This is a genomic window from Amycolatopsis sp. CB00013 (assembly GCF_001905755.1).
Classification (GTDB): Bacteria; Actinomycetota; Actinomycetes; order Mycobacteriales; family Pseudonocardiaceae; genus Amycolatopsis; species Amycolatopsis japonica.
The window spans coordinates 994,934-1,008,617 of sequence record NZ_LIWC01000002.1 but is presented as its reverse complement, the minus strand read 5'-3'; the positions used below and the strand labels follow the sequence as shown (position 1 = coordinate 1,008,617).

Genomic DNA, 13,684 nt, shown 5'->3' with positions numbered 1-13,684 from the left:
TGTCTGACAAGACGTCCAGGCGGAAGGCGGGTTCCCGGGTAGGGTCGATTTCATGCTCGATCTGGCTTGGACCGGTGAACCGGACACGGAAGAGATCCACGACTTCCTCCTCGCCGTGCGCGAGGCCGACGGCCGCCCGGAGGACTCCGGGTTCGACGGTGGGCGGCACCTCCTCGGCCGCGTCGACGGCGCGTTGGTCGCGTACGCGCATCTGGACACCGAGGGCGACTCGCACGGAAACCAGGTCGCCGAACTGTTCGTCCACCCCGCGCATCGCCGCTCCGGCCACGGCAGGGCGCTCACCAGGGCGCTCGTCGAAGAGACCGCGGGGAAGCCGCTGCGTGTCTGGGCGCACGGCGACCACCCCGCCGCCGTCCACCTCGCCGGGACCGAAGGTTTCGAACGGGCCCGCGAACTGCTGATCCTCCACGCGGACGTCGAGAGCGCCGACTGGCCGGAACCCGTGACGCGCGAAGGGGTCACGCTGCGCACGTTCGTCCCCGGCCAGGACGAGGAAGCGATGGTGCGGGTCAACGCCCGCGCCTTCGACTGGCACCCCGAACAGGGCGCGCTGACCGCCGACGAGGTCCGGGCGACCGAGAAGGACGCCTGGTTCGACCCCGAAGGCTTCTTCCTCGCGGAGGAGAACGGCGAGGTCATCGGCTTCCACTGGACGAAGGTCCACGAGGCGGTCCCCGGCCGGTTCGGCGGTGAGCCCGCCGGAGAGGTCTATGTCGTCGGGATCGACCCGGACGCGCAGGGCGGCGGCCTCGGAAAGGCCCTCACCCTCGCCGGACTGCGGTATCTCCGTGATCGCGGGCTGGGGCAAGTGATCCTTTACGTCGAAGGGGACAACGCGCCCGCACTCGCCGTGTATTCGAAGCTCGGCTTCACCCGATACGAGGTAGACGTTCAATACGCACGGTAACGGCGTTCACACGGGCGGCACTTGACCGGTCACGGAGAGCAGACGCGCAGGTCACGGGCGGGACACGGGTCACTTTCGGAGTAGTCGCGCTGCTCACATCGGCCGCCTTGTTCACTTGCCGTTCACCCTTAGACGGTCGCCTGTCCACTGTCGGTGCTTAATGTCCGGGTCCGGAAGGAACGCTCCCGTTCCACCGATCCGGCGAAAGTCTCCCAGTGGAGGAAATGCAGTGAAGATCATGCGGCCCGCGGGCGCGATCGGCATCGTGGCCACCGCCGCCCTCGTGCTCGGCGCTTGTGGATCCGACCCGGCGGCGACCAAGCCCGGCAGCACGGGTGCCGCCGCCGCTCCGAGTGGCGCGGCCAACGTCGAATGCGGCGGCAAGAACCCGCTTTCGGCCGAGGGTTCGTCCGCGCAGAAGACCGCGGTCGACATCTTCGTGCAGGCTTACGCCGCCAAGTGCTCCGGCCAGAAGGTGAACTACAACCCCAGCGGTTCGGGCGCCGGCATCAAGCAGTTCAACGCGAACCAGGTCGACTTCGCCGGTTCGGACTCGCCCCTCAAGGACGAAGAGGCCGAGAAGGCCAAGGCCCGGTGCGCCTCGGACGCGTGGAACCTCCCGCTCGTCATCGGCCCGGTCGCCGTCGCGTACAAGGTTTCCGGGGTCGACAAGCTGACCCTGACCCCCGAGGTCACCGCCAAGATCTTCAACGGCGGCATCACCAAGTGGAACGACCCGGCCATCAAGGCGGTCAAGGGCAACGAGAGCGTCAACCTGCCGGACAAGGCCATCCAGGTCATCTCCCGCACCGACGAGTCGGGCACCACCGACAACTTCCAGAAGTACCTGAAGGCGGCCTCGAAGGGCGCTTGGACCCAGGGCGACGGCAAGAAGTTCAACGGTGGCGTCGGTAACGGTGCCGAGAAGTCCAACGGTGTGGCCAGCGCGGTCAAGGCCACCGACGGCGCCATCACCTACGTCGAGTCCTCCTTCGCGAAGGACGGCCTGAACGCCGCCCTGATCGACAGCGGCTCCGGCGGTGTCGAGCTCACCGCCGCGAACGTCGCCAAGTCCCTCGACTCGGCGAAGTTCAAGAAGGAAGGCAGCAACGACCTCGCGCTGGACCTGAACTCGATCTACTCCAGCAACGTCGCGGGCGCCTACCCGCTGCTGCTCGCCACCTACGAGATCGTCTGCTCGAAGTACGCGGACGCCGAGGTCGGCAAGGCCGTCAAGGCGTTCCTGAACGTCGCCGCCACCGACGGTCAGAAGCCGCTTTCGGACAAGGGCTACGTGCCGATCCCGCAGAGCCTGCAGGACAAGGTCCTGACCGCCGTCAAGGCCATCGCCTGATCTGTCGACGACCTCTAGGTTGATCAGTGAACAGGCTGGACTGAAGTAGTCGATGAGCGATTCGTCTTCGCCCAGAACGCCCACCGGCGACCCCGGTGGGCGTTCTGGCGTCCGCGAGACCTTCACGGAGGACCCGATTTCGGAGCAATCTGCCGCGTCACCGCCCGAGCAGTCCTCGGTGCGCCTCGCGAGCCCCAATTCCAGGACGGTGCGACCCGGTGACCGCATCTTCCAGATCCTGACCACCGGAGCCGGCGTCTTCGTCGTCTCGCTGATCGGCCTGATCGGGCTGTTCCTGCTGGTGCAGGCCATCCCGGCGTTGCAGGCCGACAACGTGAACTTCCTGACCAGCCAGGTCTGGCAGACCACCCCGGACGACATGCGCTTCGGGATCATGGGCCTGCTGCTGGTGACGGTGTACTCGTCCCTGCTGGCGTTGATCATCGCGATGCCGATCTCGCTCGGGATCGCCCTCTTCCTCACCCAGTACGCGCCGAAGCGGCTGGCACGGCCCTTCGCCTACGTGATCGACCTGCTCGCCGCGGTCCCTTCGATCATCTACGGCCTGTGGGGCCTGATGGTCTTCGCGCCGGCGATCGAGCCCTTCTCGCAGTGGGTCAACGACACCTTCTCGTGGATCCCGCTCTTCGCGGCCGGCAACGTCTCGCCGGACCTGCGGGGCACCATCTTCACCGCGGGCATCGTGCTGGCCGTGATGATCCTGCCGATCATCACCTCGCTGTCCCGTGAGGTGTTCGAGCGGACCCCGACCCCGCATATCGAGGGCGCGCTGGCGCTGGGCGCCACCCGCTGGGAGGTCATCCGCACCACGGTGCTCCCGTTCGGCAAGGCGGGCTACATCGGCGCTTCGATGCTCGGCCTCGGCCGCGCGCTCGGCGAGACGATCGCGCTCGCGATCATCCTGACCGGCGCGGTCGGCCGCGAGTTCACCTGGAGCCTCTTCGACGGCGGCGCCACGTTCGCCTCGAAGATCGCGGCGGACTACGCGGAACTCAACAACGAGATCTCGGCGGGCGCGTACATCGCGGCGGGTCTCGTGCTGTTCCTGCTGACGCTCGTCGTCAACTTCATCGCGCGATCCGTCATCGCCAAGAAGGGGGACTGAGCATGTCCACCACGCTCGAGAAGACCCCCGCCACCACCCCCGCCTTCCAGCAGGTCAGCCTGGCGAGGAAGGTCAAGAACGGCTTCGCCACGACGTTGATCTGGCTGTCGTTCCTGATCGCCGTCGTGCCGCTGGTGTGGCTCCTCGCCACTGTGGTCATCAACGGTGTCAAGCGGATCCCCTACAGCAACTGGTGGACCGAGGACTTCGGCTCCGTGCTGTCGGACGAGGTCGGCGGCGGCGTGCTGCACGCGGTCATCGGCTCGGTGCTGCAGGGCCTGGTCTGCGCGATCATCGCGGTCCCGATCGGCATGCTGGTCGCGATCTACCTGGTCGAATACGGCCGCGGCAAACTCGCGAAGGTCACGACCTTCATGGTGGACATCCTCTCCGGTGTCCCCTCGATCGTCGCGGCGCTGTTCATCTACGCGCTGTGGATCACGACGTTCGGCCTCCCGCGCAGCGGTTTCGCCGTGTCGCTCGCGCTGGTGCTGCTGATGATCCCGGTGGTCGTGCGCTCCTCGGAGGAGATGCTGCGGATCGTCCCGGACGACCTGCGCGAAGCCTCCTACGCGCTGGGCGTGCCGAAGTGGAAGACGATCATGAAGATCGTCCTGCCGACCGCGCTGTCCGGCATCATCGGCGGCATCATGATGGCGCTCGCCAGGGTCATGGGCGAGACCGCGCCGCTGCTGGTCCTCGTGGGGTACTCCGCCTACGTGAACTGGGACATCTTCGGTGGCGAACAGGCCGCACTGCCGCTTCTGATGAACAACGAACGGGTCAGCAACCCGTTCGACGAAGGTACCGTCGCGTTCGACAGGATCTGGGGAGCGGCGCTCACCCTGGTACTGATCATCGCGATCGTGAACCTCCTCGCCATGCTCTTTGCCCGTCTTGTCGCCCCGAAGAAGAAGTGAGCTGTTTGAGATGGCCAAACGAATCGACGTCAAAGACGTGGACATCTACTACGGCAAATTCCACGCCGTGGACGGCGTCACCCTCTCGGTGCCGCCGCGGAACGTCACCGCGTTCATCGGCCCGTCGGGCTGCGGCAAGTCGACGGTGCTGCGCACGCTGAACCGCATGCACGAGGTCATCCCCGGCGCCCGCGTCGAGGGCGAGGTGCTGCTGGACGGCGAGGACATCTACGGCGCCGGTGTCGACCCGGTGCAGGTCCGCCGCACCATCGGCATGGTGTTCCAGCGCCCCAACCCGTTCCCGACGATGTCCATCCGCGACAACGTCGTGGCCGGCCTGCGCCTGGGCGGCACCAAGGGCAAGAAGGAGCTCGACGACGTCGCCGAGCGGGCCCTGCGCGGCGCGAACCTGTGGAACGAGGTCAAGGACCGGCTGAACAAGCCGGGCGGCGGCCTCTCCGGTGGTCAGCAGCAGCGGCTCTGCATCGCGCGGGCGATCGCCGTGCGGCCCGACGTGCTGCTGATGGACGAGCCGTGCTCCGCGCTCGACCCGATCTCGACGCTGGCCATCGAGGACCTGATCGGTGAGCTCAAGAAGGAGTACACGATCGTCATCGTGACGCACAACATGCAGCAGGCGGCGCGGGTCTCGGACCAGACCGCGTTCTTCAACCTGGCGGGCGTCGGCCAGCCGGGGCGCCTGGTGGAGCTGAACGACACGGAGAAGATCTTCTCGAACCCGGACGAGAAGGCGACCGAGGACTACATCTCGGGCCGGTTCGGCTGATCTTTGTCGCGCGTGAAGGCCCCCTTTCCTCGGCTCAACCGAGGGAAGGGGGCCTTCACGCGCTTGGGGGTCGAGTGGACGTTGCGAAAGCCACTTTCGCAACGTTGAAGGTTGCGAAAGTGGCTTTCGCAACACCTTCCCCCGCGGCGCGATGGCGGGCGGCTGGACGACACGCGTGACTGGACGGACGACACGCGTGACGGAGTGGACGACACACGTGTCCAGAGGGACGGCTCGCCGCGTAGCTCGGCCTCAGCCGTGTCGTCCCTCGGATCACGTGTGTCGTCCACCAGCTCACACGTGTCGTCCGTTCCGTCACGCGAAACGACCGATGTCGGTCCGGCGCCAGCATGACGAAGGGGCCCTTCACCGCGTTAGATGCGGTGAAGGGCCCCTTCGCTACGTCTCATGCGGGGAAAGTCCCCTTCAGCCCTTAAAGCTCGTCGGGTCCGTAACCCGGCATCTTGCCGGTCACCACGAAGATCATCCGGCGCGCGACCGAGACGGCGTGGTCGGCGAAGCGCTCGTAGAAGCGGCCCAGCAGGGTGACGTCCACGGCCGCGGCGACGCCGTGGTCCCAGTTCCGGTCCATGATGACCGTGAACAGGTGCTTGTGGATCTCGTCGACCTCGTCGTCGTCCGACTCGATCGTGCGGGCGGCCTCGACGTCCTTGGACTTGATGACCTGCTCGACCTGACGGGCCAGGCTCACGCCGACCTCGCCCATCTTGGCGAAGTCCGCCTTCACCTCTTCGGGCAGTACGGGGTCCGGGTGACGGCGGCGCGCGGCCTTGGCCACGTGCAGCGCCAGATCGCCCATCCGCTCCAGGCTTTCCGCCGCGTGGATCGCGGCGAGCACGGTCCGGAGGTCGGTCGCGACGGGTGCCTGCAGGGCCAGCAGCGCGTACGCCTGCTCCTCGCATTCGGCGCGCGCGTCGTCGACCTTCGCGTCGTCGCTGATGACCTGCTCGGCGAGCCCGAGATCGACCTCGAGCAACGCCCGGGTCGCCCGCTCCATCGCGTCGGCGACCTGGAGGGACATGCTCGCTAGGTTCTCGGCGAGCTGTTCGAGTTCGACATGGTAAGCCTCACGCATGGCCCAACCCTACGGGGAACAGAGGCCAAAAGCCGCATCCCAGAGTGAACCTGACATGAACCCGGACTAACGAATGATCCTCAGCCTGAGCTGCTGCTCTTCTTGGCGCCGCCCGACTTGGCGGAGCTGGTCGGGGGCGAGGCCGTGTCGCTCGCGGGAGGCGCCGGGGCCTTCTCTTCCAGCGGCGTGTTGTTGATCAACGCGTCGAAGACGGCCTTCGCCTTGCTCTGCAGCAACACCTCGTTGCCGCGTTTGTTCGCCTCTTCGGTGGTGGGCACGGTGAGGAACTTGACCTTGTCCGAGCCCATCCCGCGCATCGACTTCGCCAGCGTCATCATCTGCTTGATGCCGAGGTTCTCGCCGAAGGTGGCCTTGGCGAACGCGTCGATGAAGCCGCTGAGCTTGCCGGTGTCCAGGATGACGTCCTTCGACATCACCGTCTTCAGCAGCGCGCCGAGGAAGGCCTGCTGCCGTTTGATCCGGCCGTAGTCCGACGTCGGGTCGCCCTTGACGTGCCGCGCCCGGACGTAGTTCAGCGCCTGATCGCCGGAGATCCGCACCTCGCCCGCCTGCGGGATGATCATGCCGAGCGTGGTGTCGTCGACCGGCTTCTCGTTGTACACGGTGACGCCCTGCACGGCGTCGACCATGGATTTGAAGCCGTTGAAGTCGATCCCGACGAAGTGGTTCATCTTCATGCCGGTGATCTGCTGAATGACCTTCGTGACGCACTGCGGGCCGCCGACCGCGTAGGCGGTGTTCAGCTTCGCGATCTTCTGCGCCGGCGAGGTCTGGTCCGAGTACGACGACGTCGCCGGGTCCCAGCGCTTGCATTCGGGGCGGCTGATCTCGAGGTCGCGCGGGAAGGACACCATGACGACGCGCTGCCGGTCGGCGGGGACGTGCGCGATCATCACCGTGTCCGAGCGGGCGCCCGGGGTGCCCTCGGCGTCGCCGACACCGTCTTCGGCGGCCGCGCCGTCACGGGTGTCGGAGCCGACCATCAGGAAGTTCTCGTCGCCGGTCTGGCCGGCGGCGTCCTGGATGTCGGCCGAGTCCTCGTCGAGCGAAGCGACGTTGTTGAACTTCGCGTCGAACCAGGTCTGGGCGCCCCAAGCCGAACCGATGGAAAGGAACACGAGCGCGGCGACCACGGCGGCGGCGATCCGGCCTGCCTTGGCCGTCTGCCTGGTCTTGCGTTCCTTCTTCTCCTGCAGCCGGGTCTGTGGCGCGGACTCCTCGGCGGCCGCGGCAGGCTCGGGATCGGTGGTCGTGACCACCCGCTGCAAGGCCGTGCGGGTCTGCTCCAGCAGCGCGGCGGGGCGCAGGGCGAGCCGCTCGCGGCGCTCACGCTTCTTGGCCTCTTCGGCCTCGAGTTCGTCGTGCGCGGCGGAGAACCGGGCGAGCGTGTGGTCGATCTTGCGCTTGGTGATCGTCGCGTCGTCGATCGCCTCGAGCTCATCGGTCATCGTGAGCCGGTCCATCTCGGACCGCGGCGGGACACCCGGCGACGGTGGGGCGGACGCCTGCTGCACCGGCCGTTGCACCGGACGGCGAGGACGACGCGGGGGCGGCGGTACCGCGGGCTGCTGCTGCGCGCCCGGGCCGACCACGGGCGGGCGGCGCTGCGTCGGGGCTTCGGGGCTGGGCGCGGCCTGCGTGGCGCGGCGCGGCTGGCGCGCTCGAGGCGGACGCTGGGTCTCGTCGGGCTGCGGGCCACGCGGCGGCATCTGGGCACGCGGGGCGGCGGGTTTGGCCGCGCGGGGAGGGGGTGCCGGGCTCTCGGCGGGCGCGGCGGGCCGAGGACGGCGAGGTGCGGGCGGCTCCGTCCGGGCGGCTCGCGCACCGGGTCTCGGAGGCTCCGGCGACGGCTCGCTCTGCCGGAGACGACGCGGAGCGGGCGCCTCGGCGGAGGGGTCGAAGATCGGGCGTTCACCGGTATGACGTGCGACGACGTCGGAAACGCTGATCCCGCCGTGGGTGTCCATCGAGCGGCGTCGGGCCCGGCGGCCGCGCTCACCGGCATTCCTGTCGGTGTTGCTGTGGCGACCGGTCCCCGGGGTGTGGTGCTCGTCGGGCACTCGGTCTCCTTTCAGGCCTGGCGTCGAAGCTCTTTCGTTATCGTACGGACACCTCAGGTTCGTGACGACAACCATCCCGGAATTTTCTTCACCCAAGGTACCGAGAAGCGCCGAACGGTCCATGCGATCGGGTGAGCGGTCGTGGTTAAAGCTGCGTTAAAAGGTGTGAAACCGCTACGCAGAGTGCGACGGTTGACTGTGTGAGTGGCGGCGAGTGGGCTAAGCGCCCGCGGACTCCGCCGTGTTCATCGGATGCGGAATCGTGCGCGACGATTCCCTATCCTGATAGGCCACTTTGTTTCGTCCCGCCCGTTTCGCCATATACAACAAAGTGTCGGCACTGCGCAACTGCCGTTCCGGTTCGGCCGCGAGATCCGGCTCCATCCGGCTTTCGTGCGCGAGCCCCACGCTGATCGTCACCGACAGGCCCGGGCGGATGCGGCGCCACGGATGGCGGGCCACCCGGATACGGGCGGTGTCGGCGATGCGCACGGCGCGGGCGGCGTCGACGTCCGGGATGACGAGCGCGAACTCCTCGCCGCCGTAGCGGGCGCAGAACGCCTCCGGCGGAAGTCCCTGTTGCAGCAGGTCGGCCACCTCGCGGAGCACCCGATCACCCACCAGATGCCCGAAAGTGTCGTTGACGTCCTTGAACAGGTCGAGGTCGACCAGCGCGATCGCGACGCCCGGCGGGCCGCGGTGGTCGACGGCCGGGCCGTGCAGCCACTGGTCGAGGTAGCGGCGGTTGTAACTGGACGTCAGTGTGTCCCGCAGGCTGCCGGCCCTGGCGAGGTCGAAGGCGGATTTGAGGTGGTGATACGCGCGCCGCCAGTCGCCCTGCGTGGCCAATACCCCGGCGATCGACTCGTGGAGACTGAGCAGATCGGTGGTCGGCGCGCCCGGTGGGAGCGCGGCCTCGTCGTCGGCTGCCACGCTCACCTCCGCCACGAATTGGTTTTCGTCGTATAGGAGGGATCTCTTGAGGTATGAGTACGGGCCAAAGTGAATATCGCTCAAGAGGACGACGGTTCGGCGCCATTGTCACGCACCGAAGTGTCTTTTCATAAGGACGAAAACGGCTCAGCGTCCTTGAGCTGCGAAAACTGATCCTTCGCCCAGTAACTCACGTCAGTCACATCGTCATTCAGCAACAGTGCGTAATCGTTCCAGCTCAGCCAGCGCCAGTCGCCGACCTCGTCGGGATGCGGTTCCGGATCGTCGTCGACCCAGGCGACGAAGACCGGGCAGAACTCGTTCTCGACCACACCTTCGAACGGCGGAGTGGAGTAACGGTAGGCCGGAAGGACGCACCGGAGCCCGTTCAGCCGCGGCAGCCCGAGCTCGAAGGCGGCGCGGCGCCGGACGGCCTCCTCGATCGGTTCACCCGGTGCGGGGTGCCCGCAGACACTGTTGGTCCACACGCGAGGCCACACCTTCTTGGTGGCGGCGCGGCTGGTGATCAGCAGGGACTGGTCGCTGCCGCGCAACAGATAGCAGGAGAACGCCAGGTGCAGCCGGGTGTGCTCGTGGTGCGCGGCCAGCTTGGGCGCGGTTTCGCCGGTCGGCTCGCCGTCCTCGGTGACGTAGACGATGCGTTCGGTGTCCACTTCGGTCATGTTGTTCATCGGACCCACTGAACCAGCAGGCTCGCTGTAACCGGTACCGCGACCAGAGTTACCCCTGTTAGTGGGATGAAAGGTGCTCCACGAGCAAAGATGTGACGGCCTCGGGAGCCTCTTCCACGACCCAGTGAGAGACGTCCTCGATCATCTCGAAGCGGTACGGGCCGGTGACCCGGTTCGCGGTGTCGAGCGCGGCCGTCGAACCGAAGGCGGCGTCCTCGGTGCTCCAGATGTAGAGCGTCGGAACCTCGATCGGCCCGATCTTCCCGCCGGGACGGCCGGCGCGGTACCAGTTGAGCGCGGCGGTCAGCGCGCCCGGCTCGGAAAGACGCTGGATGTACTCGTCGATCTTGCTCGGCGGCACTTTCCAGTCGAACATGCGGCGCAGCGCCTCGGCGTTGTTCTCGAGCATCCGCCGTTCGGTGACGCGGGTCTGCCGCCATTCGGTCATGTACGCCGAACGGAGATGCTGGTCCTCGTCGGTCTTCATGGCCTCCGCCAGCGCCGCCGGATGCGGCGTCGAAATCACGGTGAGACTGCGGAGCCTGGCGGGATGCGCGTCGGCCGTCCACCACGCGACCGCGCCGCCCCAGTCGTGTCCGACGAGATCGAATTCGTTCCACCCCAAGCGATCCGCGATCGCGATGACGTCACCGACGAGGTCGTCGATCCCGTACTCGGAGGCCTGTTCCGGCCGGACGTCCGGCGAGTATCCGCGCTGATCCGGGGCGACCGCGCGATAACCGAGCACGCCGAGCGTCGCGACCTGGTGCTCCCATTCCACCGCGGCCTCGGGAAACCCGTGCAGCAGCAGGACGGGACGGCCGTCTTCGGGGCCCGCCGCGATGGCGTCGAAGGAACCGGCCGCGGTGGGGATGCTCAGCTGCTCGATCACGACGCCGACTTTACGGGTCTCCGGTTTCCGGCAAGCGGCAAGGGATTGACGACGAGTGTCCCTTGATCGTCTAATGAGCGCGCTGCCGATCTTCGGCCGCACTGGGGAAACTGGGGTATCACATGTCGAACAGTTGGAGGCGCCGGCTCGCCGTCGGCGCCGCTTCCGTCGCGCTCGCGGGCGGAATCGGTGTCACCGCGGCGAATGTCGCGGTCGCGCAGGAGGCACCGGTTTCGGTGCTCGGGGTCTGTGACGGCAACCCGGGGTGTCATCTCGGGCCGTACCCGACCTACGAGGCGTGTCTCATCGAGCAGAGCAACATGGCCCGGTATTACACGATCACCATGCGGTGCTTCGAGGTCGACCACGACCAGTGGAAGTTCGCCTACAAGACCAGGGGAACCTGAGTCGTGAACGAAACGCTCCCGCCGCCCGGCGGGAGCGTTTTTCGTTTCAGCCGCCCGAGTGCATGTCCTCGGCTTCGGGGACGCAGTCGTCGTCCGGGTCGTCGAGCCAGCCGTGCGGCAGCGTGACCTTGCCCGGCGAACCCTGCCGCCCGCGCGGACCGGTGGCCGCGGTGGGGAACGGCGCGTCGTGGTCGAGCTTGGCGATCAGGTCGTCGAGCTGGTCCATGCTGGAGAGCATCGCGAAACCGCGTCGCAGCTCCGAACCGACCGGGAAACCCATGAAGTACCAAGCCATGTGCTTGCGGATGTCGCGCATGGCCTTGTCGTGGCCGTCGTGCTCCACGAGCAGTTCCGTGTGGCGGCGCAGCACCTTCGCGACCTCGCCGAGATTCGGCGGCGTCGGCTGCGGGCGACCGGCGAAGGCGGCTTCCAGCTCACCGAACAGCCACGGCCTGCCCAAGCAACCGCGGCCGACGACGACGCCGTCGCAACCGGTCTCGTCGACCATGCGAAGCGCGTCCTCGGCGGAGAAGATGTCGCCGTTGCCGAGCACCGGGATGCTGGTGACGGCCTCCTTGAGCGCCGCGATCTTCGTCCAGTCGGCCTGGCCGGAGTAACGCTGCGCGGCGGTGCGCGCGTGCAGGCTGACCGCCGCCGCGCCCTCCGCCTCGGCGATGCGCCCGGCGTCGAGGTACGTCAGGTGGTCGTCGTCGATGCCCACCCGGAACTTGACCGTGAACGGCACCCCCGCCTCGGCCGCGGCCTTCGCCGACTCGCGCACGATGTCGGCGAACAGCTTGCGCTTGAACGGCAACGCCGCGCCGCCGCCCTTGCGCGTCACCTTCGCCACCGGGCAGCCGAAGTTGCTGTCGATGTGGTCGGCGAGCCCCTCACCGGTGATGATGCGGACGGCCTCGGCCATGGTCTTCGGGTCGACGCCGTAAAGCTGCATGGACCTGGGCTTTTCGTTCTCGCCGAAGGTCATCATGTGCATGGTTCCGGGGTGGCGCTCGACCACCGCGCGGGCGGTGATCATCTCGCAGACGTAGATGCCGGCGCCGTACTCCTGGCACAGCTGCCGGAACGCGACGTTGGTGATGCCCGCCATGGGAGCGAGCACGACCGGCGGATCGACCTCGTAGGGGCCGATCTTCAGGCTGGGCTTGCTCAAGGTGGCTGTCACGTCCTCCATTGTCGCCTGTGGTGTCTGTCACTCGCAGGTGGGCCGGGCTCCGCCGCCGATTTCCTCGCCGCGCGGGGAGGTCACCCACCATTTGATCGTGCCGTCGGTGTAGGTCCCGTCGATGTAGGTCATGCGACCGGCGGTGATCACGCCTGTGTGCTTCGGGGATCTCAATTCGATTCGCAGGTTGTACATGCGGTACTTCTCGGTCTCGATGACTTCGTCTTCGTCTCTCCATACGGTCAGCTCGGGGAAGTGAAGGTTCTCGAAGCGCACCGACCGGACGCCTTCGAAGAGAAGTTCGACAGGATCGGCCTGCGGCCTGAACCCGGACCGGAGGATCAACTGTGAGTGCCCTGCGCCGTATCGCCACAGCTGGAAGGTGCGGGACGTGCTGAGGAGCGTTTCGCCGGGGTTCATCCCCCCCCAGTATGGAGAAACTTCCGGTGCGCGGGCCTGACCTTTGGCTCCCTGCGGTGACCGTGTGGATTTTGGGACGTCAGATGTCCCAAAATCCACACAGTGGCCGAGTATTCACTCGATCCGCGCGGTGTTGCGGCACCGCGAATCCGGACGCCGGACCGTACCGATTGAGCCGGGCAGGAATCCCTAGGCTCGTCCGATGGCCGCGCTTCAAGCCTTCGCCGACGAATCCTTCAAAGAAGACGACGACGGTGGTTTCTACGTACTCGCGGCCGCGGTCCTGCCCGTCGAACGGCATGCCGAACTGCGCGAAGCCATGCTGGGCATACGGGCCGAACGCACGGGAAAACTGCATTGGACCGTGCTGACCGACGGGCAGAAGCGAGCGGTCGTCAAGCAGGTCGCCGACTTCGAGGAGCTTCACCTGGTGGCGGTGGGCACTCCGGTACCGGCGCGGCGGCAGGAACGTGGCCGTTCTCTGTGCATGCAACGCCTGGTGATGGAGTTGCACGCGCTCGGCGTCGGGCTCCTGGTCGCAGAAGGCCGTACGGCCCAGCTCGATGCCCGCGACGTGCGCACGGTCCAGCAATGCCGCTTTTCCTTGCCGCGAGGCGCCGTATTCCGCATTCGGCACGTGCGCGGTGCCGATGAGCCGCTGTTGTGGATCTCCGACATCGTCGCCGGGGCCGTTCGGGCTCGAAGACAAGGAAACCCCGACTACGCCGACCAACTGGCCGAGTGCGCCATCGAGTTCCAGGTCGACACCCGTTGTTGACCATGGACATGCGTAAGGCCAGGGTCCCGGTATTCCCCGGGTGCACCTGGCCTTGCGACTCGTGTGGCGCCCGCGGCGCCACACTCC

The 13,684-nt window shown here is 67.2% G+C and carries 14 protein-coding genes; 7 read left to right on the top strand and 7 right to left on the bottom strand.

What is annotated here, in order from left to right:
• Nucleotides 1-52: 52 nt before the first annotated feature.
• The 5 genes from mshD to pstB all read left to right on the top strand — a co-directional run bounded on the left by mshD (nt 53) and on the right by pstB (nt 5,115).
• Entirely contained in the window at nt 53-928 is an 876-nt protein-coding gene (gene mshD, locus AMK34_RS14845; RefSeq protein WP_038521324.1) for a mycothiol synthase, read from the top strand.
• A gap of 229 nt (nt 929-1,157) precedes the next feature.
• Entirely contained in the window at nt 1,158-2,282 is a 1,125-nt protein-coding gene (gene pstS / locus AMK34_RS14840) for a phosphate ABC transporter substrate-binding protein PstS (RefSeq protein WP_037334774.1), read from the top strand.
• A 208-nt stretch (nt 2,283-2,490) separates the two neighbouring features.
• Nucleotides 2,491-3,408 (top strand): phosphate ABC transporter permease subunit PstC, encoded by a 918-nt coding sequence (gene pstC, locus AMK34_RS14835; protein WP_016338002.1) that lies wholly within the window; start codon nt 2,491-2,493, stop codon nt 3,406-3,408.
• 2 nt (nt 3,409-3,410) lie between these two features.
• Nucleotides 3,411-4,328 carry a phosphate ABC transporter permease PstA gene (pstA, locus tag AMK34_RS14830; protein ID WP_037334778.1) on the top strand — a complete coding sequence of 306 codons (918 nt, stop codon included), beginning with the start codon at nt 3,411-3,413 and terminating at the stop codon, nt 4,326-4,328.
• A 10-nt stretch (nt 4,329-4,338) separates the two neighbouring features.
• Nucleotides 4,339-5,115, top strand: coding sequence for a phosphate ABC transporter ATP-binding protein PstB (gene pstB, locus AMK34_RS14825; protein WP_016338000.1), 777 nt, complete (start codon nt 4,339-4,341; stop codon nt 5,113-5,115).
• A 433-nt stretch (nt 5,116-5,548) separates the two neighbouring features.
• Here pstB and phoU read toward each other — a convergent pair whose 3' ends face one another.
• The 5 genes from phoU to AMK34_RS14795 all read right to left on the bottom strand — a co-directional run bounded on the left by phoU (nt 5,549) and on the right by AMK34_RS14795 (nt 10,809).
• Nucleotides 5,549-6,211, bottom strand: a complete 663-nt coding sequence (gene phoU / locus AMK34_RS14815; RefSeq protein ID WP_016337999.1) for a phosphate signaling complex protein PhoU — start codon at nt 6,209-6,211, stop codon at nt 5,549-5,551.
• An 80-nt stretch (nt 6,212-6,291) separates the two neighbouring features.
• A complete protein-coding gene (locus AMK34_RS14810) occupies nt 6,292-7,695 on the bottom strand; it encodes an LCP family protein (protein ID WP_038521318.1) in 1,404 nt (467 codons plus the stop codon).
• An 816-nt stretch (nt 7,696-8,511) separates the two neighbouring features.
• On the bottom strand, nt 8,512-9,240 hold the full coding sequence (locus AMK34_RS14805) for a GGDEF domain-containing protein (protein WP_038521315.1): 729 nt from the start codon (nt 9,238-9,240) through the stop codon (nt 8,512-8,514).
• Between the two features lie 113 nt (nt 9,241-9,353).
• Nucleotides 9,354-9,917 carry an isopentenyl-diphosphate Delta-isomerase gene (idi, locus tag AMK34_RS14800; protein ID WP_073845761.1) on the bottom strand — a complete coding sequence of 188 codons (564 nt, stop codon included), beginning with the start codon at nt 9,915-9,917 and terminating at the stop codon, nt 9,354-9,356.
• Nucleotides 9,918-9,975: 58 nt separating this feature from the next.
• Nucleotides 9,976-10,809 (bottom strand): alpha/beta fold hydrolase, encoded by an 834-nt coding sequence (locus tag AMK34_RS14795; RefSeq protein WP_073845760.1) that lies wholly within the window; start codon nt 10,807-10,809, stop codon nt 9,976-9,978.
• Nucleotides 10,810-10,931: 122 nt separating this feature from the next.
• Here AMK34_RS14795 and AMK34_RS14790 point away from each other — a divergent pair, with 122 nt between their 5' ends.
• The gene (locus AMK34_RS14790) at nt 10,932-11,216 is read left to right on the top strand and encodes a hypothetical protein (RefSeq protein WP_037334795.1); all 285 of its coding nucleotides are present in this window, start codon (nt 10,932-10,934) and stop codon (nt 11,214-11,216) included.
• A gap of 46 nt (nt 11,217-11,262) precedes the next feature.
• Here AMK34_RS14790 and dusB read toward each other — a convergent pair whose 3' ends face one another.
• The gene (gene dusB / locus AMK34_RS14785) at nt 11,263-12,408 is read right to left on the bottom strand and encodes a tRNA dihydrouridine synthase DusB (RefSeq protein WP_016337992.1); all 1,146 of its coding nucleotides are present in this window, start codon (nt 12,406-12,408) and stop codon (nt 11,263-11,265) included.
• Nucleotides 12,409-12,426: 18 nt separating this feature from the next.
• Nucleotides 12,427-12,675, bottom strand: a complete 249-nt coding sequence (locus AMK34_RS42675; RefSeq protein WP_143202455.1) for a hypothetical protein — start codon at nt 12,673-12,675, stop codon at nt 12,427-12,429.
• A 346-nt stretch (nt 12,676-13,021) separates the two neighbouring features.
• Here AMK34_RS42675 and AMK34_RS14775 point away from each other — a divergent pair, with 346 nt between their 5' ends.
• Nucleotides 13,022-13,597, top strand: a complete 576-nt coding sequence (locus AMK34_RS14775) for a DUF3800 domain-containing protein (RefSeq protein WP_037334800.1) — start codon at nt 13,022-13,024, stop codon at nt 13,595-13,597.
• Nucleotides 13,598-13,684: the final 87 nt, after the last annotated feature.